The organism is Paenisporosarcina sp. P4_B8, from assembly GCF_056402175.1.
In genome coordinates this window covers 109,917-134,902 of sequence record NZ_JBFUHX010000008.1, presented here as the reverse complement: position 1 = coordinate 134,902, position 24,986 = coordinate 109,917, and the positions used below count along the sequence as shown (strand labels likewise).

At 39.4% G+C, this 24,986-nt stretch carries 26 protein-coding genes; 23 read left to right on the top strand and 3 right to left on the bottom strand.

Going from position 1 to position 24,986, the window contains the following annotated elements; all coding sequences use genetic code 11:
• The first annotated feature begins 79 nt into the window (after window positions 1–79).
• From noc to AC1DSK_RS09775, 4 genes are all read left to right on the top strand, one after another.
• On the top strand, window positions 80–943 hold the full coding sequence (noc, locus tag AC1DSK_RS09790; protein WP_477547890.1) for a nucleoid occlusion protein: 864 nt from the start codon (window positions 80–82) through the stop codon (window positions 941–943).
• A 183-nt stretch (window positions 944–1,126) separates the two neighbouring features.
• Window positions 1,127–1,888: a ParA family protein gene (locus tag AC1DSK_RS09785; protein ID WP_477547889.1), complete on the top strand. Its 762-nt coding sequence runs from the start codon at window positions 1,127–1,129 to the stop codon at window positions 1,886–1,888.
• Window positions 1,881–2,720, top strand: a complete 840-nt coding sequence (locus tag AC1DSK_RS09780; RefSeq protein WP_477547888.1) for a ParB/RepB/Spo0J family partition protein — start codon at window positions 1,881–1,883, stop codon at window positions 2,718–2,720. The genes AC1DSK_RS09785 and AC1DSK_RS09780 overlap by 8 nt, the downstream gene beginning before the upstream one ends.
• 72 nt (window positions 2,721–2,792) lie before the next feature.
• Window positions 2,793–3,527 carry a DUF554 domain-containing protein gene (locus AC1DSK_RS09775; RefSeq protein ID WP_016428930.1) on the top strand — a complete coding sequence of 245 codons (735 nt, stop codon included), beginning with the start codon at window positions 2,793–2,795 and terminating at the stop codon, window positions 3,525–3,527.
• Here AC1DSK_RS09775 and yyaC read toward each other — a convergent pair.
• Window positions 3,447–4,055 (bottom strand): spore protease YyaC, encoded by a 609-nt coding sequence (gene yyaC / locus AC1DSK_RS09770; protein WP_477547887.1) that lies wholly within the window; start codon window positions 4,053–4,055, stop codon window positions 3,447–3,449. The genes AC1DSK_RS09775 and yyaC overlap by 81 nt on opposite strands.
• A 74-nt stretch (window positions 4,056–4,129) precedes the next feature.
• On the opposite strand from yyaC, the gene AC1DSK_RS09765 reads away from it, so the two are divergent.
• From AC1DSK_RS09765 to AC1DSK_RS09750, 4 genes are all read left to right on the top strand, one after another.
• On the top strand, window positions 4,130–5,050 hold the full coding sequence (locus tag AC1DSK_RS09765; RefSeq protein WP_477547886.1) for a mechanosensitive ion channel family protein: 921 nt from the start codon (window positions 4,130–4,132) through the stop codon (window positions 5,048–5,050).
• On the top strand, window positions 5,050–5,259 hold the full coding sequence (locus AC1DSK_RS09760) for a DUF951 domain-containing protein (RefSeq protein ID WP_016428927.1): 210 nt from the start codon (window positions 5,050–5,052) through the stop codon (window positions 5,257–5,259). Before AC1DSK_RS09765 ends, AC1DSK_RS09760 begins: the two co-directional genes overlap by 1 nt.
• Before the next feature lie 126 nt (window positions 5,260–5,385).
• Window positions 5,386–6,486: a redox-regulated ATPase YchF gene (ychF, locus tag AC1DSK_RS09755; protein ID WP_342543801.1), complete on the top strand. Its 1,101-nt coding sequence runs from the start codon at window positions 5,386–5,388 to the stop codon at window positions 6,484–6,486.
• 70 nt (window positions 6,487–6,556) lie between these two features.
• A complete protein-coding gene (locus tag AC1DSK_RS09750) occupies window positions 6,557–6,946 on the top strand; it encodes a gamma-glutamylcyclotransferase family protein (protein WP_477547885.1) in 390 nt (129 codons plus the stop codon).
• 28 nt (window positions 6,947–6,974) lie between these two features.
• Here AC1DSK_RS09750 and AC1DSK_RS09745 read toward each other — a convergent pair whose 3' ends face one another.
• Window positions 6,975–7,523 carry a metalloprotease family protein gene (locus AC1DSK_RS09745; protein WP_477547884.1) on the bottom strand — a complete coding sequence of 183 codons (549 nt, stop codon included), beginning with the start codon at window positions 7,521–7,523 and terminating at the stop codon, window positions 6,975–6,977.
• Window positions 7,524–7,695: 172 nt separating this feature from the next.
• Between AC1DSK_RS09745 and rpsF the strand changes: the two genes are divergently transcribed.
• The 10 genes from rpsF to AC1DSK_RS09695 all read left to right on the top strand — a co-directional run bounded on the left by rpsF (window position 7,696) and on the right by AC1DSK_RS09695 (window position 17,296).
• On the top strand, window positions 7,696–7,986 hold the full coding sequence (rpsF, locus tag AC1DSK_RS09740; protein ID WP_477547883.1) for a 30S ribosomal protein S6: 291 nt from the start codon (window positions 7,696–7,698) through the stop codon (window positions 7,984–7,986).
• Window positions 7,987–8,042: 56 nt separating this feature from the next.
• A complete protein-coding gene (ssb, locus tag AC1DSK_RS09735; RefSeq protein WP_016428922.1) occupies window positions 8,043–8,549 on the top strand; it encodes a single-stranded DNA-binding protein in 507 nt (168 codons plus the stop codon).
• A 186-nt stretch (window positions 8,550–8,735) separates the two neighbouring features.
• Entirely contained in the window at window positions 8,736–8,972 is a 237-nt protein-coding gene (gene rpsR / locus AC1DSK_RS09730) for a 30S ribosomal protein S18 (protein ID WP_016428921.1), read from the top strand.
• 401 nt (window positions 8,973–9,373) lie between these two features.
• Complete coding sequence (locus AC1DSK_RS09725) at window positions 9,374–10,315, top strand: YybS family protein (RefSeq protein ID WP_477547882.1); 942 nt, start codon at window positions 9,374–9,376, stop codon at window positions 10,313–10,315.
• Window positions 10,316–10,327: 12 nt separating this feature from the next.
• Window positions 10,328–12,304, top strand: a complete 1,977-nt coding sequence (locus AC1DSK_RS09720) for a DHH family phosphoesterase (RefSeq protein WP_477547881.1) — start codon at window positions 10,328–10,330, stop codon at window positions 12,302–12,304.
• Complete coding sequence (gene rplI, locus AC1DSK_RS09715; protein WP_016428918.1) at window positions 12,301–12,750, top strand: 50S ribosomal protein L9; 450 nt, start codon at window positions 12,301–12,303, stop codon at window positions 12,748–12,750. The genes AC1DSK_RS09720 and rplI overlap by 4 nt, the downstream gene beginning before the upstream one ends.
• 12 nt (window positions 12,751–12,762) lie before the next feature.
• The gene (gene dnaB, locus AC1DSK_RS09710) at window positions 12,763–14,124 is read left to right on the top strand and encodes a replicative DNA helicase (RefSeq protein WP_016428917.1); all 1,362 of its coding nucleotides are present in this window, start codon (window positions 12,763–12,765) and stop codon (window positions 14,122–14,124) included.
• Window positions 14,125–14,421: 297 nt separating this feature from the next.
• Window positions 14,422–15,708, top strand: a complete 1,287-nt coding sequence (locus tag AC1DSK_RS09705; RefSeq protein WP_477547880.1) for an adenylosuccinate synthase — start codon at window positions 14,422–14,424, stop codon at window positions 15,706–15,708.
• 90 nt (window positions 15,709–15,798) lie between these two features.
• A complete protein-coding gene (locus AC1DSK_RS09700) occupies window positions 15,799–16,722 on the top strand; it encodes a hypothetical protein (protein WP_477547879.1) in 924 nt (307 codons plus the stop codon).
• Window positions 16,712–17,296, top strand: coding sequence for a hypothetical protein (locus AC1DSK_RS09695; RefSeq protein ID WP_477547878.1), 585 nt, complete (start codon window positions 16,712–16,714; stop codon window positions 17,294–17,296). Before AC1DSK_RS09700 ends, AC1DSK_RS09695 begins: the two co-directional genes overlap by 11 nt.
• Before the next feature lie 59 nt (window positions 17,297–17,355).
• On the opposite strand, the gene AC1DSK_RS09690 is transcribed toward AC1DSK_RS09695, so the two are convergent.
• The gene (locus AC1DSK_RS09690) at window positions 17,356–18,261 is read right to left on the bottom strand and encodes a YitT family protein (protein ID WP_477547877.1); all 906 of its coding nucleotides are present in this window, start codon (window positions 18,259–18,261) and stop codon (window positions 17,356–17,358) included.
• 356 nt (window positions 18,262–18,617) lie between these two features.
• Between AC1DSK_RS09690 and AC1DSK_RS09685 the strand changes: the two genes are divergently transcribed.
• The 5 genes from AC1DSK_RS09685 (at window position 18,618) to AC1DSK_RS09665 (ending at window position 24,975) form a co-directional block, all read left to right on the top strand.
• Complete coding sequence (locus AC1DSK_RS09685) at window positions 18,618–20,093, top strand: peptidoglycan DD-metalloendopeptidase family protein (RefSeq protein WP_477547876.1); 1,476 nt, start codon at window positions 18,618–18,620, stop codon at window positions 20,091–20,093.
• A gap of 227 nt (window positions 20,094–20,320) precedes the next feature.
• The gene (gene yycF, locus AC1DSK_RS09680) at window positions 20,321–21,028 is read left to right on the top strand and encodes a response regulator YycF (RefSeq protein ID WP_016428911.1); all 708 of its coding nucleotides are present in this window, start codon (window positions 20,321–20,323) and stop codon (window positions 21,026–21,028) included.
• A 5-nt stretch (window positions 21,029–21,033) separates the two neighbouring features.
• The gene (gene walK, locus AC1DSK_RS09675; protein ID WP_477547875.1) at window positions 21,034–22,851 is read left to right on the top strand and encodes a cell wall metabolism sensor histidine kinase WalK; all 1,818 of its coding nucleotides are present in this window, start codon (window positions 21,034–21,036) and stop codon (window positions 22,849–22,851) included.
• Window positions 22,842–24,173 (top strand): YycH family regulatory protein, encoded by a 1,332-nt coding sequence (locus AC1DSK_RS09670; RefSeq protein ID WP_342542584.1) that lies wholly within the window; start codon window positions 22,842–22,844, stop codon window positions 24,171–24,173. Before walK ends, AC1DSK_RS09670 begins: the two co-directional genes overlap by 10 nt.
• Window positions 24,151–24,975, top strand: a complete 825-nt coding sequence (locus AC1DSK_RS09665; RefSeq protein WP_477547874.1) for a two-component system regulatory protein YycI — start codon at window positions 24,151–24,153, stop codon at window positions 24,973–24,975. The genes AC1DSK_RS09670 and AC1DSK_RS09665 overlap by 23 nt, the downstream gene beginning before the upstream one ends.
• Window positions 24,976–24,986: the final 11 nt, after the last annotated feature.

The following is a 24,986-nucleotide window of genomic DNA, read 5'->3' as shown; positions in this document are numbered from 1 at the left end:
CGTGAAACATTAATAAAGGATTGAAGAGATTTGTCTCGAATTAATACAAGTAGGTAGTTTCTTAAAGGTGGTGCAGGGGATGAAAAGTCCTTTTTCACGTTTTTTTGGGAGTGGCGAAAAAGAGATAGCGGCTACAAAGCAAACAGTTGAACAATATGAAGAAGTAATGAAAATCCCTTTGCAATCGATTGTTCCGAATCGTTTTCAACCGCGGACTGTTTTTGATGAGTCCAAAATTGAAGAATTGGCTCGTACCATTCATACACACGGGGTTATTCAACCAATCGTAGTTCGTCAAATGGACGATGGACGATATGAGATTATTGCGGGGGAACGTCGTTTCCGTGCGATGACGAAGCTTGAGTGGGAAGAAGTTCCTGCTATCGTACGTAATTTAAGTGATAAAGAAACAGCATCAATTGCTTTGATTGAAAATTTACAACGCGAAGAATTAACAGCTATTGAAGAAGCATTGGCTTATCAAAAGTTGTTGGAACTTCATGAACTTACACAAGAAGCTTTGGCTCAACGTTTAGGCAAAGGTCAATCAACTGTTGCCAACAAATTAAGACTGCTGAAACTTCCACAAGTGATTCAGGATGGAATTTTGAAGCGTGAAATCTCAGAGCGTCATGCACGAGCGCTCATGCCCATTAAAGAAGAAGAACAGCAAATCGCACTTTTCCAGGAAGTAGTGGAGCAACAATATAATGTGAAGCAGCTGGAAAAGAAAGTGGAGGACCTGTTAAACCCACCAGTCGTTGAAGGTAAAAAAGAAAAGCCGAAAAGAAAGACAGTCAGTCGTGATGTAAGGATTGCACTGAATACACTCAGACAGTCATTTGCGATGGTTGCAAAAACGGGAATTAAGATGGAAACGGAAGAAGAAGAACTTGAGGATTTCTACCAAATTACTGTGAAAATCCCGAAAAAGAAATCTTGATATTACGAAATCGTGAACTCTTGCTCTGAAAATGGCAAGAGTTTTTTTGTTTGTAATCAGAATATAATCCTTTTTTAATCAAAATTTTGTTAGAATGAAAGGAAAAGCGGAAAGTTCTGATAAGGTAGAAATATCTGGGAAGAAATGCTGAGAAGCGACAACTAGAGGAAAGCAGGTGCAAGCGTGGGAAGAATCATTGCGATCGCCAATCAAAAAGGCGGCGTGGGTAAAACGACAACATCTGTAAGTTTGAGCGCATGCCTTGCGTACTTAGGGAAAAAAGTATTATTAATGGATACGGATCCCCAAGGAAATGCTACAAGTGGAGTTGGCGTTAATAAAGGTGACGTACAACAATGTATTTATGATGTTCTAATAGATGATATAGACGTAAAAAAAGTAATTTTGGAAACTAAAGTTGAAAATTTACATGTAGTTCCTGCAACAATTTCATTGGCGGGTGCTGAAATTGAACTAGTTTCTACCATTTCTCGTGAGGTGCGTTTAAAAAGGGCCCTTCAAGAAGTGAAAGAAGAATATGATTATATCATCATAGATTGTCCGCCATCACTAGGTTTGCTGACGATTAATGCATTGACGGCTTCAGATGCTATTTTAATTCCAGTGCAGTGTGAGTATTACGCATTGGAAGGTCTCAGCCAGTTATTGAGTACCATTCGATTGGTACAAAAACACTTAAATAATCAACTTGTTATTGACGGAGTTTTATTGACAATGTTTGATGCACGTACGAACCTCGGAATCCAAGTAATTGAAGAAGTAAAAAAATACTTCCAAGATAAAGTGTATAAAACGATTATTCCTCGTAATGTTCGTTTAAGCGAGGCGCCAAGTCATGGAGAACCTATTATTATTTACGATCCAAAATCTCGTGGTGCAGAAGTATATCTAGATTTGGCGAAGGAAGTGATTCGTAATGTCTAAAGGCTTAGGTAAAGGAATTAATGCACTATTTCCAGGAGAATCAATCAATCAAATGGAAAGTGTTGAAAAAGTCCCTGTAAGAGATATTAAAGTAAACCCATATCAACCACGCAAAATTTTTGATGAAACAGCATTAGGTGAGTTAACTGAATCCATTAAAGAACACGGTGTTCTACAACCGATAATTTTAAGAAGAAGAGGCAAGTTATTTGAAATTGTTGTAGGGGAACGTCGTTTCCGAGCATCAAAAGCTGCTGGTTTGAAAGAGATTCCTGCTGTAATTCGTGAATTCACAGATCAACAAATGATGGAAATTGCGATTCTTGAAAATTTACAACGTGAAGATTTAACACCGATTGAAGAAGCAGATGCTTACCAAAACCTTATGGAAAACCTGAGCCTCACACAAGAGCAATTAGCTTTTCGTTTAGGGAAAAGTCGTCCTCATATTGCCAATCATATCCGCTTGCTATCATTACCTGATGTTGTGCGAGAGCTAATTTCATCTAATAAACTATCAATGGGACATGGGAGAGCATTGCTTGGATTAAAGCGTAAAAAGCTGATACCTTCAATTGCTGAAAAAGTGATGAAAGAAAACTTGAATGTTCGTCAACTTGAATCACTCGTTCAAAGAATGAATGAAGATGTTTCACGTGAAACATCAAAAGTTCCAAACAAAGATATCTTTATTAAAGAAAAAGAATCACAACTGCGTGAATATTTCGGCACAACCGTTTCAATCAAGAAATCGAAAAACAAAGGGAAAATCGAAATTGAGTTTTTCTCTGAAGATGATCTTGAACGTATTTTAGAATTATTAGAAGACTAAACTGCCTATTCCCTTAAAGAATTTAACTTTGAGGGGATAGGTTCTATTTTTAGCTGAAATGAGGAGTTCCGTATGGTGTTATTAGGGACATTGATTAACGCGCTTCTCATCATTGTGGGAACAATCATTGGAAGATTGTTGAAAAACATCCCGGAAAATATGAAGCAAACAGTGATGTATGCCATTGGGCTTGCTGTTACTGTTATAGGACTTCAAATGGGTTTTGAAAGCGGTCAGTTCTTAATCGTTATTATTAGTTTGGTTGTTGGTGCAGTAATTGGAGAGTGGATTGATTTAGACCATCAACTCAATCGATTTGGCCATTGGTTGGAATCGAAAGTTGGCAAAAATAAAAAAGGCGAAAATATAAGTATTGCACAGGGTTTTGTATCAGCTACATTGATTTTCGTTATTGGATCGATGGCAGTCATTGGATCCTTAGATAGTGGACTGCGAAATGATCATGATTTATTAATTGTAAAAGGGTTGATAGATGGGTTTACTTCGATCATATTGGCTACCACTCTGGGAATTGGTGTTCTTTTGTCAGCCGTTCCGGTTATTTTATATCAAGGCACGATCGCACTTTTTGCCACTCAAATCAGCCGTGTTATTCCACAAGAAGCACTTGCTTTATATATTCAGGAAATGACTGCAACCGGCGGAATCATGATCGTAGCAATTGGTTTAAATATGATTGGTTTGACCAAGATAAGAGTAGCCAATTTACTGCCAGGCATTCTCGTGGTAGCTATCGTCGTGGCTATTGCGTACTATTTTCATTTGGTGCCTTTGCCAAGCGAGTAGAAGAGCACGGGACAAAACTTTGCCCATATCATAAGGTAATTGAAGTCTAGTGTTTTGCAAGACGGTATATTCCTGATAACCACCAACATTTACAATGCCTTTAATGGAAAGGTCTCCAATAGGCGGCAATTCCTTTTTTACTGCTTTGCCGGGGAAAAGAGGACCTTTTTCGATAACAATATGTCCGATTTTTTCAACTTTCCCTAAGCAAGCATCTATGGCAACTATATAAGGAGTTAATGTTCTCGCTTGAAGTGACTCGACTGTTTGTTGTAAATTCAAAGCGTGCAAAGGTTGCTGCAAAGTACCAATCACTTCATACGGAAATGTAGGATGGTCGCGAAGCCAAGTTCCGATTAATGGTCCTAGAGAGTCTCCAGTAGACCGGTCGGTGCCTATGCAACAAAAAGTGAGATTCGGTTTATCAAATGGTATAAGTTGAAGAAAAAGCGAGCTTAAGCGCCAGGCAACACCTGAATCTTGATAGGAAAAATCTTCTGAATGTAATTGAGACGAAAATGCAAACATAGGTTAGCTCACTCTCTTTTTTCGTAGTATACGTATTAGAAATGGGCTTTATTCAAAAAGGTGGTAGTTATCAAGTGGACATTCACATTAACAAGACGATTGAAAGTGTCAAAGATTTTCTATTAGATGAGGAAATATGGATTGCTGCTGGCGTTATTACGCTAAAAGTAATATTCATTATGTTCTTAGCAGGAATTTTTGTGAAAATATTTAAAGTGGTCATTCGTAAAGTATTTGAAGTCCGTATGAAAGCACCCTTGCGCTACTCGGAACGCAGACAGAATACATTACTCAAATTACTCCAAAATGTAGTTGCTTATGTTGTATACTTTGCTGCGCTTCTGGCAGTCCTTTCTGCATTGACGATTGATGTGACGGGCTTGCTGGCTGGGGCAGGGGTACTCGGTTTGGCTGTTGGTTTTGGTGCACAAAACTTAGTTCGTGATGTCATCACGGGATTCTTTATTATTTTTGAGGATCAATTTTCTGTCGGAGACTATGTTCGAATCGGTGCATCAGAAGGGTCTGTACAAGAGATTGGTTTGCGAACAACTAAATTAAAAGGATTAAACGGGGAGATTCACATTTTCCCTAACGGAACGATTGTGGAAGTTATCAATTACTCATTAAACAATTCAATTGCGATTGTCGACGTGAGTGTTGCACTTGAAACGGATATTCCAAAAGCGGAAGAGCTTATTGGAGAGTTTTTATCGAGTCTTCCTGAAAAATACGAGCAATTGGTTAAAGAACCTGAGTTACTGGGTGTTCAAAATCTAGCTGCTTCTGAAGTGGTCATGCGTATTACTGCGGAAACAAAGCCGATGCAACATTTCGCAGTAGCGCGAATAATCCGTCGTGACCTGAAAATATTCATGGACGAACATGGAATCGAAATTCCATATCCGAAAATGGTGATGTACCAAAAGAAAACAGGATCGGTTGATTCGGGTACTGGGGATCCTGTGAAGTCTGAAGACAAGGGGAAAGTCTGATGAACACGAAATCCTTTGAGCTGGGTGATATTGTTGAAATGAAAAAGCAGCACCCTTGCGGAACGAATGAATGGAAAATCATTCGCACAGGCGCAGATGTGCGGATAAAATGTGAAGGTTGCCAGCACAGTGTGATGATTCCAAGAAGAGAATTCGAGAAAAAGATGAAAAAAGTAATTAAAGCAGCTGAGCCTTCCACAGAGGAATAGACTTTTGGTTGACAAAAATTTATAATAGATTAGTTAAATGAAAAGTAAAAGCTTCAATCAAGCGTTGAAAATGACTATACACACATGAATATAGAACTCGTAAGTTATGAAAGGTTGGGAACTAATATGGCGTTAACAGCGGGAATCGTGGGCTTGCCGAATGTCGGTAAATCTACTCTATTTAATGCAATAACTAAAGCAGGCGCAGAAGCTGCAAACTATCCATTCTGTACAATTGATCCAAACGTTGGAATTGTAGAAGTGCCGGACGAGCGTCTAAATAAATTAACAGAACTTGTTGTTCCAAAGAAAACGGTTCCTACAGCTTTTGAGTTCACTGATATTGCCGGGATTGTAAAAGGTGCCAGTAAAGGTGAAGGACTAGGAAATAAATTCTTGGCTCACATTCGTGAAGTAGATGCAATTTGCCAAGTGGTACGTTGTTTTGCTGATGAGAACGTTACACACGTAGCAGGGAAAGTAGATCCGATTTCAGATATCGAAGTAATCAATCTTGAGTTAATTTTGGCTGACTTGGAAAGCGTTGAAAAACGTTTGCAACGTGTAGGCAAAATGGCGAAACAAAAAGACAAAGATGCTATGGTTGAAGAACCAGTATTGGTCAAACTTCGTGATGCTTTTGAAGAAGAGAAGCCAGCTCGTTCTGTTGAATTTACAGAAGAAGAATTACGCGTTGTTAAAGGTCTTCATTTATTAACAATCAAACCTATGCTGTATGTAGCAAATGTGGCGGAAGATGAAATTGCGAATGCTGATGAAAATGAATATGTTCAAAAAGTTCGTGAATTCGCTAAAGTAGATAATGCACAAGTTATTGTTGTGTGTGCGAAGATTGAAGAAGAAATGGCTGAGCTTGACGAGGAAGAGAAAGCGATGTTCCTTGACGAGTTGGGGATTAAAGAATCAGGTCTGGATCAGCTTGTAAAAGCCGCATATCAATTATTGGGACTTGCAACATACTTTACAGCAGGCGTGCAGGAAGTTCGTGCTTGGACATTCCGTAAAGGCATGAAAGCACCTCAATGTGCAGGTGTCATCCATACAGACTTCGAACGTGGTTTCATCCGTGCCGAGACTGTTTCTTATGATGACTTGGTTACAAACGGTTCAATGGCTTCTGCAAAAGAAGCAGGGAAAGTGCGTTTGGAAGGTAAAGAATACATCGTACAAGACGGCGACGTTATGTTATTCCGTTTCAACGTATAAAATATTTTCGGGTTAGTCGACTTGTCGGCTGACCCTTTTTTGAATTATAGAGACAAAAGGGGAATGTCGTATGAAGTTATTTGCATATGGGACGTTGCTTTATGGAGAAAAGAATCATCATGTTCTCGAAGGTGCACAACTTTTATATGAGAAGGTTACGCTTCCGGCGATTATGTATGATACAGGAGATGGTTATCCTGCAATCGAGCTAGCTCAGGAATCAATAGTAATAGGGGATGTTTACGAAGTACCCGATTATATGTGGGTGGATTTAGATGTGCTTGAAGGTTATACAGGGGACCCTGAAATGGATCTTTATACGAAACAAATGGTGAATATAAAAACAAGAGAAAGCATCTTAGAAGCCATTGTGTATACTGTTTGTGATGAAACGATGAAGAAAGTTGTGATTTCATCTGGAGACTGGATTGCTTATCGTAAATCTCAAGAAATAAAGTAAAGCTGCTCCATTTCGAATGGAAGCAGCTTTATTGTTGTTCAAACACATATAATTTTGGTCGTTCTGGGTCATCCTTGATCCAAGCATCATCGCGTACAGTCCGTAATTCTTTAATCATGGCAAAATCACCAGCGGCACCAGCAATCAGCCAGGCACCTAGTAATGCGAGAAGCGGACTATTAATGAAAATAGCAATGACGGCCGGTAATACGCCTGTTGTCCAAAATGGCAGGATTAATACACTTTTCATCGCTTTGTTTTGAATAGGTTCAGTAGTTGTCGCGTAGGCAACACCCAGTTTCAAATTAAAGCCATAGTCAAGCGAGCGCCATGGAACTTTAGCAAAAATGACAAAGCCGACTAGATGTGCTGCTTCATGCAAAACGATTAATAGGATATAGCCAATGATGAATAGGAGCAATCCGAGCCAGGATGGTTCAAATGCAAAATCTTGATGCACAATACTTGTTAATAGCAAAAGTAACACGCTTAAGACGACCGTTAATACTAAGCTTGTTTTGCCGATTTTTTGAATGTCCAAATCAATGATTTTAGTGGGTGTATCGAAATCTTTCATTATTCTCACCTCATAATAGGTAGTATAGCTGAAAAGCCTAAGTTGTCTACCAAATCAGTAGTTGCACGTGGTCATTGCGTGTGTTACAATCAATTGATGTGAGTAATGAACGTTACTTGCTCCTTGCCTACTGTCAACAGTCAGGCCTAAGTCCATAAGGAGGTGCAAAAAGATGAAAAAGTACGAATTAATGTACATCATTCGACCAACAATCGAAGATGACGCGAAAAAAGCTCTTACAGCTCGTTTCGACGATATCTTGACTACGAATGGTGCTGAAATCATCGAGTCTAAAGAGTGGGGCAAACGCCGCTTAGCTTACGAAATCAATGACTTCCGCGAAGGTTTCTACCAAATCGTGAAAGCAAACGCTGATTCAAGAGCAATCGATGAATACATCCGTCTTGCTAACATTAACGAAGATATTATTCGTTTTGTAGCTGTCAACGTAGAAGATAAATAAGAATTTAGCATCGAGTATACTCGAAACAACTTGCAGACGAGGGAGGTTGTATTCTGATGATTAACCGAGTCGTATTAGTCGGAAGACTGACAAAAGATCCGGAGCTTCGTTATACACCAAGTGGTGTAGCAGTTGCGCGTTTTACACTAGCTGTAAATCGTTCATTCTCTAACCAGTCAGGTGAAAAGGAAGCGGATTTTATTAACTGTACTGTTTGGAGAAAGCCAGCTGAAAACACAGCAAACTTCCTTAAAAAAGGTAGTTTGGCAGGTGTAGAAGGGCGTATTCAAACTGGGAGCTATGAAGGCCAAGATGGAAAGCGTGTTTACACGACTGAAGTTGTAGCTGATAGTGTTCAATTCCTTGAACCACGTAATAGTTCTGGCGGAGATCGTCCACAACAAGGACAACCTTATGGTGGCGGTTCAAACCAAAACAATCAATATCCATCTTATCAACAGAATCAATCACCAAATCAGCAAAACTATACACGTGTAGATGAAGATCCTTTCTCTTCTGGAAGCGGCCCAATCGAAGTATCAGACGACGATTTACCATTCTAATTAGAAAAGCGTAGATGGCCATGATAGACCGACTCCGACGTTGGAACCAACGAATCGAAAACCCGTTTTCGAATGAAGTGGTGAAACGGAGGTACGGTCTGGCCATTGGAGCTAGACATTGCCAGATAGCGAATTGACTTTAACGCACACCCAAAATAAAACCAAACACTAAGGAGGCGAAACGATATGGCACCACGTCGCGGAGGCAAAAGACGCAAAAAGGTTTGCTATTTCACGTCTAACAATATTACGCATATCGACTATAAAGATGTTGATTTGCTTAAAAAGTTCGTATCAGAACGCGGAAAAATTCTTCCACGTCGAGTTACTGGAACAAGCGCGAAATACCAACGCAAACTGACTTCAGCAATCAAATTATCACGTATCATGGCATTACTTCCATTCTCTACTGAAGAGAGATAAGAAATGCTCTTGAACGCTTAAAAGACCGGGAAACCGGTCTTTTTTTATATTATAAGAAAGTATGAATTTTTGACAATGTTTCTTATTCTTTCGAGATACGTTATGTCTAGCTCTAATTGCCAGCTCGCATCTAAACTTGGGCACAGGTGGATCGTTATAAAGGCGGTGCGACATCGCACTTTGAGCATTTCTTATGTGCCAAAATCATTATCATTTGGAACTTTTGTTGCAACTGGTCCGACATGATACAATAGGAAGATATAGTTGTCCATTCTCTCATGAAATTAGAGAAGTAGTAAAACAGCTTTGATAAATTGCTTCAGTAGACTATTTTGATAATAACTATGTGATTGGGACAACTGATAGTGAATACATGTTTTTTAAGTTAGGAAGGATTTTGAATGCCGAATGAACAAACGAAACAGCTGACATTAGGTGCAATGATAATTGCGCTGTTTTCTATTTTGTTGGCTGTTTCTTTTTATGTGCCTGTGCTGAACTTGATTACAATACTCTTTCTCGCTCTGCCAATAGCTTGGTATAGTGCGAAATTTAGTCGGGCTGCTTCTATTTATGTTGTTGTACTAAGTATGGGTATTTCCTATTTCATTGGAGGGTTAATGGCCATACCTTTTGCTTTGATTCATGTCTTGCTCGGTTTTATTATCGGAGATACGATTCGTTTGAAGAAAAGTAAGCTGTTCATGTTAATGGCTTCGGCGATTGTCTTGATAGTAAGCATCGTCATTGAATATGTAATCCTTGTACTGCTCTTCAAATTCAATCCTGTGAAAGAAATGTTAGTATACACGAAAGATCAATATGATCAATTGGGTACGTTCCTGGAAAGTTATAATACTTTACCTAAAAATTACGATCAGACCATTTCGGATGTTTTATTCATGTTCGAAACTGTCATGCCAACTCTCCTGATACTTGGAGTTTTCTGCTTTGTATTTGTATTCATCAATATCCAGTTGCCAGTTTTGCGAAAATTAGGCTTGGACGTACCAAAGTTTCCGGCAATTAGACACATGCGGTTACCGAAATCCATATTATGGTACTACATGATTGTCATGGTCGTAACTTTATTTGTTGAATTAACTCAGGGAACATTTGCTTTTATGGTATTAGCCAACGTAACTATGATGCTCCGTGTATTGCTTACTTTACAGGGAATATCTTTCATCCATTTTTACATCCATGAAAAAGGATGGCCGAAATGGATTGCAATTGTTGCAACATTTTTAGCGTTTCCCTTACAATCGTTAACGGTGTTATTAGGCATATTCGATTTAGGTTTCAACATTCGTTCGTTTGTCAAAGACAAGAACAAAAAGTAAGGAGCTGAACAAATGTCAGCATTCTTTAGAAAAAGACCCATTCGTGTCCCTTTATTTTTTCTATCATTGCTCGGCCTAATAAGCGCTTTTTTGCTCCTATACTGGCAAATGTGGATAGGAAGCATTGTTGCTGCTCTTTTCCTCATTGTTCTGGTCATTGGCTGGCAAATGGAGAAACGTTTATACGAAGAGACGGAAAAACATATTGAAACACTTTCTTATCGCATGAAACGGGTTGGCGAAGAAGCATTACTTGAAATGCCCATTGGAATTATATTGGTCAATGAACATTGGACCATTGAATGGGCGAACCCGTACATGTTGAGAGAGCTTGAATTTGATTCACTTATTGGTGAAGATTTATTTACGTTGTCAGATGAATTCCATTCACTTGTAAAGCAAGAAGATAATAAAGAGCAGACAGTCAGTTTGTCCGGTAAGAAATTTAAAGTATTTTACAAACAAGAAGAAAAACTTCTTTATTTCTTTGATATCACCGAGCAAACAGAAATTGAGACGCTTTACTATTCAGATCGCAGCGTAATTGGCGTGCTGTTCATTGATAATTACGATGAGCTGGCACAAGGAATGGATGACCAGACTCGCGGTCAGTTAAATAGTTTAGTAACGTCGCTTGTCAATAATTGGGGAGCGGGACATGGCATTTATGTCAAAAGAATTTCATCCGACCGGTTCCTTGCAGTATTGAATGAATCCATATTACTGGAACTTGAAAAAACGAAGTTTTCTATTTTGGATGATATTAGAGAAGCAACCTCCAAATTGAATTTGGCGTTAACACTGAGTATCGGTGTGGGTGCCGGGTCATCTTCATTGGTAGAACTTGGCCAACTTGCGCAGTCGGGTCTGGATTTGGTATTGGGACGTGGCGGAGATCAAGTAGCCATTAAACAACCAAGTGGAAAAGTGAAATTTTACGGTGGAAAAACCAACCCGGTTGAAAAACGAACGAGAGTTAGGGCGCGCGTCATTTCTCATGCGCTGCGTGATTTAATTCAGGATAGTGATCAAGTGTTTGTCATGGGGCATCAATTGCCCGATATGGATGCAATCGGTGCAGCTGTCGGCGTACGTAAAATGGCAGAGATGAACCAGATCAATGGCTATGTCGTCGTTAATTTTGATGAACTCGACCAAAGTGTGACCAGGTTGATGGAAGAAGTGAAAAACAAGCCACAATTATTTGAACGGTTTATTTCACCCGAAGAAGCTTTATCTAAATTAACCGATCGTACATTGCTTGTGGTCGTGGATACGCATAAACCAAGTATGGTCATTGATGAAAAACTGTTAAATCGAGCTGAAAAAATAGTAGTGATCGATCATCATCGCCGTGGAGAAGAATTTATTTCGAATACAATGCTTGTTTACATGGAGCCATATGCATCATCAACATCAGAGCTTGTAACGGAATTGCTCGAATATCAACCGAAACATGATAAAATAACGATGCTAGAAGCAACTGCAATGCTTGCCGGTATAATTGTCGATACGAAGAGCTTTACCCTTCGAACGGGTGCACGAACGTTTGAAGCAGCCTCGTATTTACGTACAAACGGAGCGGACACGGTGCTAGTTCAGCGCTTACTAAAAGAAGATATTGAAACATATATTGAACGTTCTAAAATTATCCAGACAGTTGAGTTTTTCCGAGAAGGCATTGCGATAGCACATGGGGAAGAAACAAATTCCTATAGCCAGGTGCTTATAGCACAAACCGCAGATATTTTACTGACAATGAAGGATGTTTCTGCATCATTTGTGGTCGCAAGAAAAAATAATGGAGACGTTGGCATCAGCGCCCGTTCTATGGGTGAAATCAATGTCCAATTAATTATGGAGAAGCTCGGTGGCGGTGGTCATTTAACCAATGCTGCTTGTCAGATTCATGATAAGGAGATTGAAAGTGCCATTGAACAACTAAAATTAGCAATCATTGAAATTGTCGAAGGAGGCCAAATAACATGAAAGTAATTTTCTTGAAAGATGTTAAAGGCAAAGGGAAAAAAGGCGAAATCAAAAATGTAGCAGATGGCTATGCGCATAACTTTTTATTGAAAAACAATTTGGCGACTGAAGCTAATCAAGCGACAATCAGCGCATTAGATGGTCAAAAACGCAAAGAAGATAAACATGCAGAACAAGTGCATGAAGAAGCGAAAAAGTTAAAAGAGAAGTTAGAGCAAATTACGGTAGAACTAAAAGCAAAATCAGGTGAAGGTGGCCGTTTGTTTGGTTCGATAACAACGAAACAAGTCGCGGAACAACTTCAGAAAACAACAGGTATTAAAATCGACAAACGTAAAATGGAATTGGACGATGCCATTCGTGGTCTTGGATATACAAACATTCCAGTTAAATTACATCAAGAAGTAACAGCAACATTGAAAGTACACGTAACAGAAGAAGCGTAAGGAGAGACGTTAATGAGCGAGCCCATGATGGACCGGATACCCCCTCACAACCAAGAAGCCGAGCAGTCCGTGATCGGGGCCATCTTTTTAGAGCCTCAAGCGCTCATTACGGCAGCAGAAATTCTGCAATACGAAGACTTTTATCGCGTGGCACATCAGAAGATTTTCCAAACGATGAACCGCCTCAGTGATCAAGGAAAACCAATTGACGTTGTAACAGTGACTGAAGAGTTGGCATCGAAAAAAGAACTTGAAGATGTCGGTGGACTTTCGTATTTATCGGAAATTGCAAATTCAGTACCAACTGCCGCAAACATCGCACATTATGCACGGATTGTTGAAGAAAAGGCGTTACTGCGACGATTAATTCGCGTAGCAACCAATATCGTCGAAGATGGCTTTACGCGTGAAGACGAAGTCGAAGCCTTGTTATCTGAAGCCGAAAAGAAAATGATGGAAGTTTCCAATCGAAAAAATGCGGGTGATTTCAGGCACATTAAAGATGTACTTGTTCAAACGTATGACAATATTGAACTTCTCCATTCACGTAAGGGCGATATAACAGGAGTTCCCACAGGATTCCGTGATTTAGACCGTATTACAGCCGGTTTCCAACGGAACGATTTAATTATTGTAGCAGCACGTCCGTCTGTTGGTAAAACAGCGTTTGCGTTAAACGTAGCGCAAAACGTAGCAACGAAGACAGAAGAGAACGTAGCCATCTTCAGTTTGGAGATGGGTGCTGAGCAGCTTGTGATGCGTATGCTGTGTGCAGAAGGAAATATTGATGCCCAAGTTTTACGTACAGGTGCATTAACTGCTGAAGATTGGCGCAAACTAACAATGGCGATGGGGAGTTTATCCAACGCAGGTATTTTTATTGACGATACACCGGGTATTCGGATTAATGAAATCCGTTCGAAGTGCCGTCGTTTGAAACAAGAGTATGGACTTGGCATGATTTTGATTGATTACTTGCAACTGATTGTAGGAAGCGGGAATGGGAAAGAAAACCGTCAGCAAGAAGTATCGGAAATTTCCCGTTCATTAAAATCCCTTGCTCGTGAGCTCCAAGTTCCAGTTATCGCCTTGTCACAGCTTTCCCGTGGCGTGGAACAACGTCAGGACAAGCGTCCTATGATGTCCGATTTACGTGAATCCGGAAGTATTGAGCAAGATGCCGATATTGTTTCGTTCCTATATCGTGAGGATTACTACGATAAAGAAACCGAGAATCAAAACATGATTGAAATCATCATCGCAAAACAACGTAATGGTCCGACAGGGACGGTAACCCTGGCTTTTGTTAAAGAGTTCAACAAATTCGTTAACATTGACTGGAGCCAGCACCAACAACCTACCCCGGATTACTAATGTAAGAAGGCTAAGGTCCCGACATCGTGTCGGAATGCCTTCATGACCCACATCCTGTGGGCCCAAGCAGAAAGCGCTACTCAAGCTCGACACTGGCTCTTGAAGCTAGACATCAAGAATAGCCTAGCAGCAAATATCTCTAAATTGTGATTGATGCAAAAACACGAACGATAAATGTCTGAAAACATTTTTCCGTTCGTGTTTTTTCTTGTTTTTGGTTGACTTCAGCCGTTTCAGTTGATACAATAACACTGTTTGATTCAGGACGCGTGACAGCGTCTGACGGAGGTGCTGATTATGACATCAGTTGTAGTAGTAGGAACACAATGGGGAGACGAAGGTAAAGGGAAAATTACCGACTTCCTATCCGAGAATTCAGAAGTAATTGCACGTTATCAAGGTGGGAATAATGCTGGACACACCATTATTTTCGGTGGAGAAACGTATAAGCTTCACTTGATTCCATCAGGTATTTTTTATAAAGACAAAATCTCAGTAATCGGTAACGGTATGGTTGTCGATCCTAAAGCATTAGTGAAAGAGTTAAAAGGATTACATGAACGTGGGGTAACGACAGAAAACTTACGTATTTCTAACCGCGCACACGTCATTTTACCTTACCACTTGAAGCAAGACGAAGTGGAAGAAGCTCGTCGTGGTGAAAACAAGATTGGAACTACAGGTAAAGGAATCGGACCGGCTTACATGGATAAAGCAGCACGTGTAGGTATTCGTATGGCCGACTTACTTGATAAAGTAGTATTTGAAGAAAAACTTGAACGTAATCTAGAAGAGAAAAATCGTTTGTTCGATAAGTTCTATGAGACAGAAGGTTTTACAAAAGAAGAAATTCTTGAAGAGTATTACGGCTACGGGCAAGAAATTGCGAAGTACGTAACAGATACATCTAAAGTATTGAACGATGCATTGGATGAAGGCCGCCGCGTACTGTTTGAAGGTGCACAAGGCGTTATGCTAGATATCGACCAAGGTACTTATCCTTTTGTAACATCATCTAACCCAGTAGCAGGTGGCGTTACAATCGGTGCCGGAGTCGGACCAACGAAAATTCACCATGTGGTTGGTGTATGTAAAGCATATACTTCTCGTGTTGGAGACGGTCCGTTCCCAACTGAATTGTTTGACGAAGTCGGCAATCAAATTCGTGAAGTCGGTAAAGAGTATGGTACAACAACTGGTCGTCCACGTCGCATCGGTTGGTTCGACAGTGTAGTTGTACGTCATGCACGTCGTGTTAGTGGTTTAACAGATCTAACGGTCAATTCGATTGATGTGTTAACTGGTTTGGAAACAGTGAAGATTTGTACAGCTTACAGTTACAACGGGGAACTGATTACGGAATACCCAGCAAACTTACGTATGCTGGCTGACTGTGAACCTGTTTATGAAGAATTGCCAGGTTGGAACGAAGATGTGACATCTTGTAAATCACTCGATGAGCTTCCGGAAAATGCACGACACTACCTGGAACGCATTTCACAATTAACTGGTGTTCCAATTTCGATTTTCTCAGTAGGACCAGATCGAAATCAAACAAATATCATTGCGAGCGTTTGGCGCTAAATTTTATTGAACGGGAAAAGGAAACTTTTCCCGTTCTTTTTCGTATGTAAAAGTAATGTGAATTTTCATACGATTTGGGGTTGAAAATAAATGAAGAGATTTTGGTTTTGGGGAGCACTGCTGGCAATCATTGTGGCTTGGACGATTAATATAACCAATTACGAGGCGAAATTTTTGGATGAACCCATTGTTCTGGAACATTATATCGAACGACCAATGGACCAGACACATCTATTCAACATTTACTATTTGACCAATAAAAACAATCCAGCAATTCTCCAAACGATTGAAGTGGATGGATTCTCGCTCTCAAACGTCTCACCGAGCAATGACATGTGGTTACATGGAAACCAGAATTCGATATACAACTCACCAAATGTCGTACAGGAGTTCAATCAACATCTTCTACTGGTAGCTGAATTTGACCCATCCATGCTGTCTCTTGAAGGCGAAGAAGATAAGACCTATATAGGGACCAATGTATTCCTACAATTCAGTGACGGAACGGCTGGACATTTTGACATCGGAGAAATTCGAATCACGCCGTCAACGCTCAGACAAGATCCTAAATTGAAGGGCATATCGACTGGAAGTACTTCAGACGGTCTTCATTCCAGCATATATTCTGCAGAAGAGCAGTTAAAAATGAAAGAATTCGTTGTGCCTGAAAATATTGCGAAGGATGTTCAAGTGAAAGTACATTATGAAGGAGAAGAAGGCCGAGTTCCCGATCCTATCTATCAAGCAGAAGTTATGCCTAATTGGAGCGATGTAAAACAACCTCTTGCCAAAGACGTCAATTGGCCCATCGTATTGGAACCACAAGGTAGTGTCGGCTTATACATACAAATAGAGCCGACTAATAAAAAGGCAATCGATGCATGGATTCCATGGGAAGGGGAAACGGCTGCTGGACAGTCTTTTACGGCTTCATTTCCCTTGCATCATATTCCACAGCTTACAGATGAAGATCTACGGAGCATGGTGGAGAAAGTGGTGAAAGATGGCAAATAGAAGAGCATTCAAGTATATGATTGCCGGGTTTTTATTGGTTTTGCTGGACGTTCATATTTTTTTCGATTTTCTTCCTGACCCACTGGGATATATTTTGATCGCATCAGGCATTCATCAACTTGCCGCAGGAAAGGCGAATGCTAAAAAAGCTGTAATAACTGCTTTTGTCCTGATGGCTCTATCCATTCCTACACTGTTTTTATCAGGGGAAGTACTCACTCAAATGCAAGTTAACAGTACATCTTGGCTGGTATATGGCTTTAGTGTCACGCTGATTGACTTAATTTTGATGTATTATGTATTCAGAATGCTGATGCATGAAGTGGATTATCCAATTGAAGCGGCTGAAAAACAGAATAGCATTAAAAAAATTATGATTGTCTATATGACCATAACACTCACTTCAACGTTTATTCAGTCGTTTTTAATTAATATGAAACAGGATGTTCAGTCTACAGTTGCGGTAGCTATTATTGTGTTGACGCTCAGTGTTCATGTCGCGTTTATTATCACTCTCCGTAATCTACAGAAAACCTTCCCACCCGACCAGGGAAGGGTATATCCAATGGAATGACCCAATTAAAAAATGCGCTGTCCCAATATTGGGCAGCGCATTTTTATATAGAGTGCATATTAGTGAATATTACGTTTCTTGAATCGTCCACCGCGTACTTCAGCAATATTGCCAATGGCGACGAACGCTTGTTGATCAATATCTTCCACGATTGTTTTTAATTTTGCTTCTTCCAGACGTGTAATAACGGTGAAAATAACTTTTTTATCATCACCTGTGTATGCGCCTTCTCCATGTAAATAAGTGACTCCGCGACCGAGACGATCCATAATCGCTTCGCCGACTTCATCTACAAGATCACTAATAATATAAACCGATTTGGATTCATCAAAGCCTTGAATGACAATATCGATCATTTTATAAGCGATGAAATAAGCGAGTACGGAATACATAGCTTGCTCCCAAGTAAAGACAAAACCAGCGACAGTAAAGATTATCAAATTGAAGAACATAATGATTTCCCCGACGGAAAAAACGCTTTTCGTACTGAACAAAATAGCTAAAATTTCAGTTCCGTCCAATGAGCCACCGTAGCGAATGACAAGACCGACACCAATGCCAAGTACAATGCCACCAAAGACGGTAGCAAGTAACAAGTCATCAGTAAAACGTGCAACTGGATGTAAAAAGTATGTACAAATAGAAAGAACCGTAATTCCTAATACAGTAGAAAGTGCAAATGTTTTCCCAATTTGTTTATACCCGAAAAAAAAGAAGGGGATGTTTAATAGGAAAATAAATAATCCAATTTGAAGACCAGTCAGGTGAGACAAGATAATGGATATACCGACAATTCCACCATCCAATAAATGATTTGGTACCAAAAATAACTCAATGCCCATTGCCATAAATACGGCACCAATAATAATCATGAGGATGCGCTTCGCTATTACGGTTTTGGAAGCCCGACGATGTACGTATGCGGTTTTTATTTTGGCATTTCTCTCTTGTTGTTCGTCTGTCAAATGGGATACCTCATTTCGCCTTGAATACTCTTATTTTACCCTATATTAAGGATATTCGATAGAAGAACGCTATTATTATTACAAAAATGACAAAAAAGTACATGAAATATGAATGAGAAGGGTCGAAAGATAGAAAAAATATGTTGAATCTTCAATGGATTTAAGAGAAAAGCCTGTGTAAACTTACAAAATAAAACAATTAAATGCAATTGATGGTAAGAATGAGTCATTTTCTTTACAAAATGACATTTCTTTACCAGTGTTAAAAAGGATATGTTAAATTAAAGGGGCGTGAAATTTTTCACAATAAAAAGAACCATTCGTTTTACGGATGAAATTTTGAGAGGGGCTTTATCATGCATTTGAAAAGGAATACTGGTGATGGGGATAAGATTTCATCCGACCGCAAGCCAAACCGCACATCAAATATAATGAAAAAAGCAGCCATAACAGCAGTGCTTGCTTCAAGCTTTACATTTAATATCAGTTTTGCAAAAGACAAAGAAGACAGTCAATTACAAGAAATTTTTCATATATATGCAAATGACGAATATGTAGGTACGGTTTCAGATGAAAAAGCAGTAAAAGAGCTTGTTAATGAAAAAATTACTGAGTCAAGCTCCCAATACAAAGATCTAAATCTAAGTGGCTCCAATTTATCCATCATCTCAGAACAAGTTTTTAATGCAGAAACAAATGATAAGGAAACATTAGACAAGCTGGACAATCTGGTAACTGTCACAGCGGATGCATTTGCCTTGTCGGTCAATGACGAGATTGCCGTCTACGTCAAAGACTTGGAAGCATATCATGAAGTAATCCGCAAACTGAAACTTCAGACCGTTTCTGAAAAAGAACTCACCGAATTGGAAAATCTAAAAGATTCTAACAATTCTTTACCCCCATTAAAGAACAATGAAACACGTGTTTTGGATATAAATTTAAAAGAATCAATTTCAGGTGTTACGAAACAAGCAAAACCAGAAAAGGTTTTAACTGTTGATCAAGCAGTAGATTACCTTCAAAAAGGTACTTTGGAAGAGAAAACATATACCGTACAATCTGGAGATGTATTCAGCAAAATAGCAGCAAAACATGATTTAACTACAGCGGATTTAACAAAGCTGAACAAAAGTGTCAACGAAAATAGCGTTCTTCAAATTGGAGAAAAATTGAAGGTAACAGCTTTAAAACCTTTAGTGAACATTGAAGTTGTTCGCGAGAAAAGAGTGACAGAAGCCATTCAATTTGAAAACCAAGTACGCGAATCGAAAGATATGCTTAAAGGGGATTCCAAAGTCATTCAAGAAGGCAGCAATGGTGCCAAAGAAATGACATACGTTATCCGTGAGAATAACGGGACACGCGTGGGCAAATCAATTAAAGATGAAGCAGTAGTAAAAGAAGTGACAAACAATATTATCTTAAAAGGTACTAAAGTCGTTCCATCACGAGGGTCAGGTATGTTCGCATGGCCGGCAGAAGGTGGCTACATATCTAGCGGGATGGGTCAACGGTGGGGACGAATGCACCGTGGAATCGATATTGCACGTCCTGACGGCTTTGCAATTAAAGCAGCTGATAACGGCGTTGTGAAATTTGCTGGAGCAGATGGTACATTCGGTAACAAAGTAGTTATTGATCATCAAAATGGTTATGAAACAACATATGCTCATTTAGCATCAATTAATGTTAACGTAGGACAAACTGTTCCTGTCGGTTCAAAAATAGGTGTAATGGGGTCAACAGGTAGATCTACTGGAACACATTTACACTTTGAAGTAGAACATAATGGTGTAAACGTAAATCCTCTTAAGTTTTTAAACAAATAATATACGCGGAAGCGGTCAATTCGACAGAGTTGGCCGTTTTTTTATATTCATCGACAATAGAGTGTTAGTTTATCTAAGAATCTTGTCGAAATATTACCCGGGAAATATTCAACATTCTGATTCCTCTAGTCGATAGGTGCGTAACATAGTAAAGCGTGATAGAGTAAGTAGTATAAAGAGGTCAATTCATATTTAAATAGATAGATGGCAAGAGAGGATGACGAACAATGAGTAAAACAATTTTAGTAGTAGATGACGAGAAACCGATTGCGGACATTCTACAATTCAATTTAAAGAAAGAAGGCTACAATGTCGTTTGTGCTTATGACGGGGATGAAGCTTTAGCAAAAGCAGAAGAAATCAAACCCGATTTGATGTTACTAGATATTATGTTACCAAACCGGGATGGAATGGAAGTCTGTCGTGAGATTCGTAAAAAACACGATTTTCCTATTATCATGCTGACAGCGAAAGACTCGGAAATTGATAAAGTACTTGGTTTGGAATTAGGTGCAGATGATTATGTAACTAAACCGTTCAGTACGCGTGAATTGATTGCCCGTGTGAAAGCCAATATGCGTCGCCATCAAACCGTACAATCTGAAGATGCAGAAGATGCGTCAAATGATATTGCGGTTGGCTCATTAATTATTCAGCCAGATGCGTATTTAGTTTTGAAAAGAGAGGAATCAATTGAACTGACACACCGTGAGTTTGAATTGCTACATTACTTGGCAAAACATATCGGTCAAGTGATGACACGCGAACATTTACTGCAAACTGTATGGGGTTATGATTATTTTGGAGATGTTCGTACTGTAGACGTAACCATTCGTCGCCTTCGTGAAAAAATTGAGGATAACCCAAGTCACCCTGCATGGATTGTGACACGTCGCGGCGTAGGGTATTATTTGCGTAATCCTGAACAGGAGTAGACAGAATGCAAAAGGTTGGCTTTTTTAAATCAATTCACGTCAAAATTGTCCTTGTTTATATATTGCTTATTATATTGGCAATGGAAATCATAGGAATATATTTTGCGCGCGAATTAGAACAAACGCTTAAAGCAAGCTTCACCAAATCCATTGAAGAACGAGTGGATTTGGTGGAGTTTAGTGTGCGTGAAGAAATTATAAAGAAGCGGGGAGAAGAAGACCCTACTTTAGAGCAAAGTTTACGTTCTGTTCTATTCAGTATCCGTTCGGAAGATATTAATGAAATTAGTGTGATTGATCCCAATTTTCGTATTCTAGCAACATCCGAAACGACCAATCAATCCATTGTTGGTCAACGTTCAACAGATGCGATGGTCCGTCGATCCATATCTTCTGAAACACCAGACAATAAAATTTCATTAAAAAAAGGCGATCGTATTTGGGTTCTCACTTCACCTATAATAGATCAAGGTGAAGTACTCGGTACGATTTACTTGGAATCAAATATCGAAACAGTTTTTGAGCAGATGAATGAAATTAACCGAATTCTTGCTGGTGGTACAGCGATGTCACTTGCCATCACCATCATTTTGGGGATTTTGATTGCCCAGACCATCACACGGCCGATTTCAGATATGCGTAGACAAGCACAGGCTATGGCAAAAGGGAACTTCTCCCGTAAAGTGCGCGTTTACGGAAATGATGAAATTGGGCAATTGGCAATTGCCTTCAATCACTTGACCAACCGTCTGCAAGAAGCCCAGTCCACTACGGAAGGTGAACGACGCAAACTAGCGTCAGTCCTTTCTAACATGACGGATGGCGTAATTGCAACGGATCGAAAAGGGCGAATTATTTTAATCAATGATCCAGCTCTGAGACTGTTGAGAGTATCAAGAGAACTGGTATTGCATCGTCCCATTTCATCCGTTCTTGGAATAGAAGTGGAATATACATTTGAAGATTTAATTCATATGAAAGAGTCCATTAACTTGGATTTCAGTTCACCAGAACGTCCGTATATTCTGCGCGCAAATTTCTCGGTCATTCAGAAAGAAACAGGATTCGTAAATGGCCTGATTACAGTTCTTCATGACAATACCGAACAAGAGAAAATTGATATGGAGCGTCGTGAATTCGTAGCCAACGTATCACACGAACTAAGGACACCATTAACGACGATGCGCAGCTACTTAGAAGCCCTTGCGGATGGCGCGTGGCAAGACCAGGAATTAGCACCTTCATTCCTGAATGTTACGCAGACGGAAACTGAGCGTATGATTCGTTTGGTTAATGACCTGTTACAGTTATCGAAAATGGACAGCCGTTCTTACGATTTGAATAAAGAGTTTGTTGAGTTCATTAAATTCTTCAATCGAATCATCGATCGTTTTGAAATGTCGAAATCACAACAAGTTCATTTCCAACGATTATTGCCAGATTCACAATTCTTTGTGGAAATCGATGCTGATAAATTAACACAAGTCATTGATAATATCATTTCGAATGCTTTAAAATATTCGCCGGATGGCGGTAATATTCGTTTTGGCATTATTGTGCAAGAAGGATTCTTAAAAGTGATGGTATCGGATGATGGCATGGGAATTCCAAAAGAAAATGTAGAACGAATTTTTGACCGTTTTTATCGTGTGGACCGTGCGCGTGCAAGGTCAATGGGGGGCTCAGGACTTGGACTAGCTATTGCCCGGGAAATGATTGAAGCACACGGTGGAGCCATTTGGGCAGAGAGTGAAGAAGGACATGGGACGACGATATTCTTTACGTTGCCATTTGAGTTGGATGAGGCAGGTGAATGGGATTGAAGTATGTAGAGCAAATTAAATCGATTGTCCTCACCTTGCTTGTCGTTTTAAGTGTGACACTGACGTTTACAATATGGACCTATACACCGAACTATGAAACCATTAAACAAGCACCGGTACTCAATATATCAATTGCAGATCAAAAACGTGTAGATGATGTAATCAAACCATATAAAATAATAGCGAGTCGGGAAAACAAAATGACTGGTTCTATGTCTCCGTTTGACTTGGATCGTGTTATTAATGTCATGAAGGGCTGGGAAGTCAGTGAGTTGAAATTAGAGAACAATAATTTAAGTGAAATGGATTTAAATGAACTGATTCATGCGCCTGATCGCTTTACCCTATTCTTCCCGGATGATGTGCCGTTTCCGGTATATGATATCATTTTGCCATTTTCGATGACAAACATACCTGAAAATGAATTTGATCGCTTAATTGTCAATTGGAATAGTATTGATAATAATGAACTGAAAATCTACTTTGCCAGTTCAAAATCCAAAAAACTGTATTCAGCAATTGCAGGTAATGTTGATATGAATTTATTGAAGCAAGAAGTAGTATCACCGACGGCTAATTTTACACAGTTCACGGAAATTGAACGAAAAGGAAGGTCTTCACTTTTTGTTACAGCAAAAGATGTGGAAAGTATCCGTTACACATATTACCTGCAAGAAATAGATCCCAATCGCTTCAGGGACGCCCTGTTCAGTGACCCAAATCTAGTTCGTCAAAGTCCTGTAGGCGCAACAAATGAAGAATATTCGGATGGAACCTCATTAATGAATGTGAACTTGCTTGAACGCACATTAAGTTTTGTGAATCCTTCTGCTGAAACTTTTGTACCAGCCGAGCCATCTAAGTTGATTTTTGATAGCTTGGATTATGTAAATGAACACGGGGGCTGGACAGATGAATTTCGTTTTGCAAGTATCAACCCGGAAAAGCAGCAAATAGATTACCAATTGTATTTGTTGGGATATCCCGTATTCAGTGATGAAACATCTACAAAAATAACGGCGTTTTGGGGAGACCCCGGGATTTATCGCTATCGGAGACCTTACTATACGCTTGATCTGTCGTTGGCATTTGATACCGTGATTTCAACGTTGCCTTCAGGTGAGAAAGCTTCACGTGTCATGAAAACCGTGAAAGAACTTGATTTTAACAATATCGATGAAATTACCACGGGCTACTATTTAACACGCGATGACGAAAGACGATTATTGACATTGGAACCATCTTGGTTTTATTTATCAAACAATCAGTGGTCTCGCATTTCACCTGATGTTTTAGGAGGTGGGAAGTTTGGATTGGAATAAAACAAAAACCATCTTCATTATCGTGTTTTCTATTTTAAACATATTTTTGTATTTACTATATATAAATCGTTACAATGAAGCACAGGAAGTCGAAGTGCTGGGTGAAACAACAATTGAAGAACGTTTGCAAGCGGATAACATTCGTTATGAGAGTGCGCCTGAAAATACACTGAAAGAATCATATGTTTCCGGCAACATTCGTGTCTACTCTCCTGAAGAGTTAAAAACATTGGATAATCAAACCTTTGAAATATTTGATCGTACTGAACTTGTAGCCACATTTAAAAAACCAGTGGTATTAGCAAGTTTAGAAGACCCGGCAACACTCAAGGACTTTGTTAATACGCATGTATTCGAAGGCTCGTCATACGACTTGTATGAGGTTGATGCAAAAGCTAAAAAAGCAGTGTTTTTCCAAACTATCAATAATCGCCAAATCTTCTTTAACCAAAATGCGCTTCTCACAATTTATTGGAATGAAGATAATGAAGTATATAGATATGAACAAACGGCCTTCGAAAAGTTGGAAGATGATTTTGAGCAAACCGAAAATCTATTGCCGGATGAAAAAGCAGTTGAAGTATTATATACACGGAATTTATTGAAACCAAATTCGACGATTACAAAAATCAGTTTAGGATATTCCACACTCGTTCAATTGACGGAAACACAAGTGTTTGCACCGACTTGGCGAGTTCGTGTAGAATTACAAGATGGCTCGAAGGAAGACTATTTTGTAAATGCCGTAGAAGGAAAGATTATCGAATTTAACAAAGAGTCCGAGGAAAAAGTAGAAGAGTAAGGAGTTTTCAT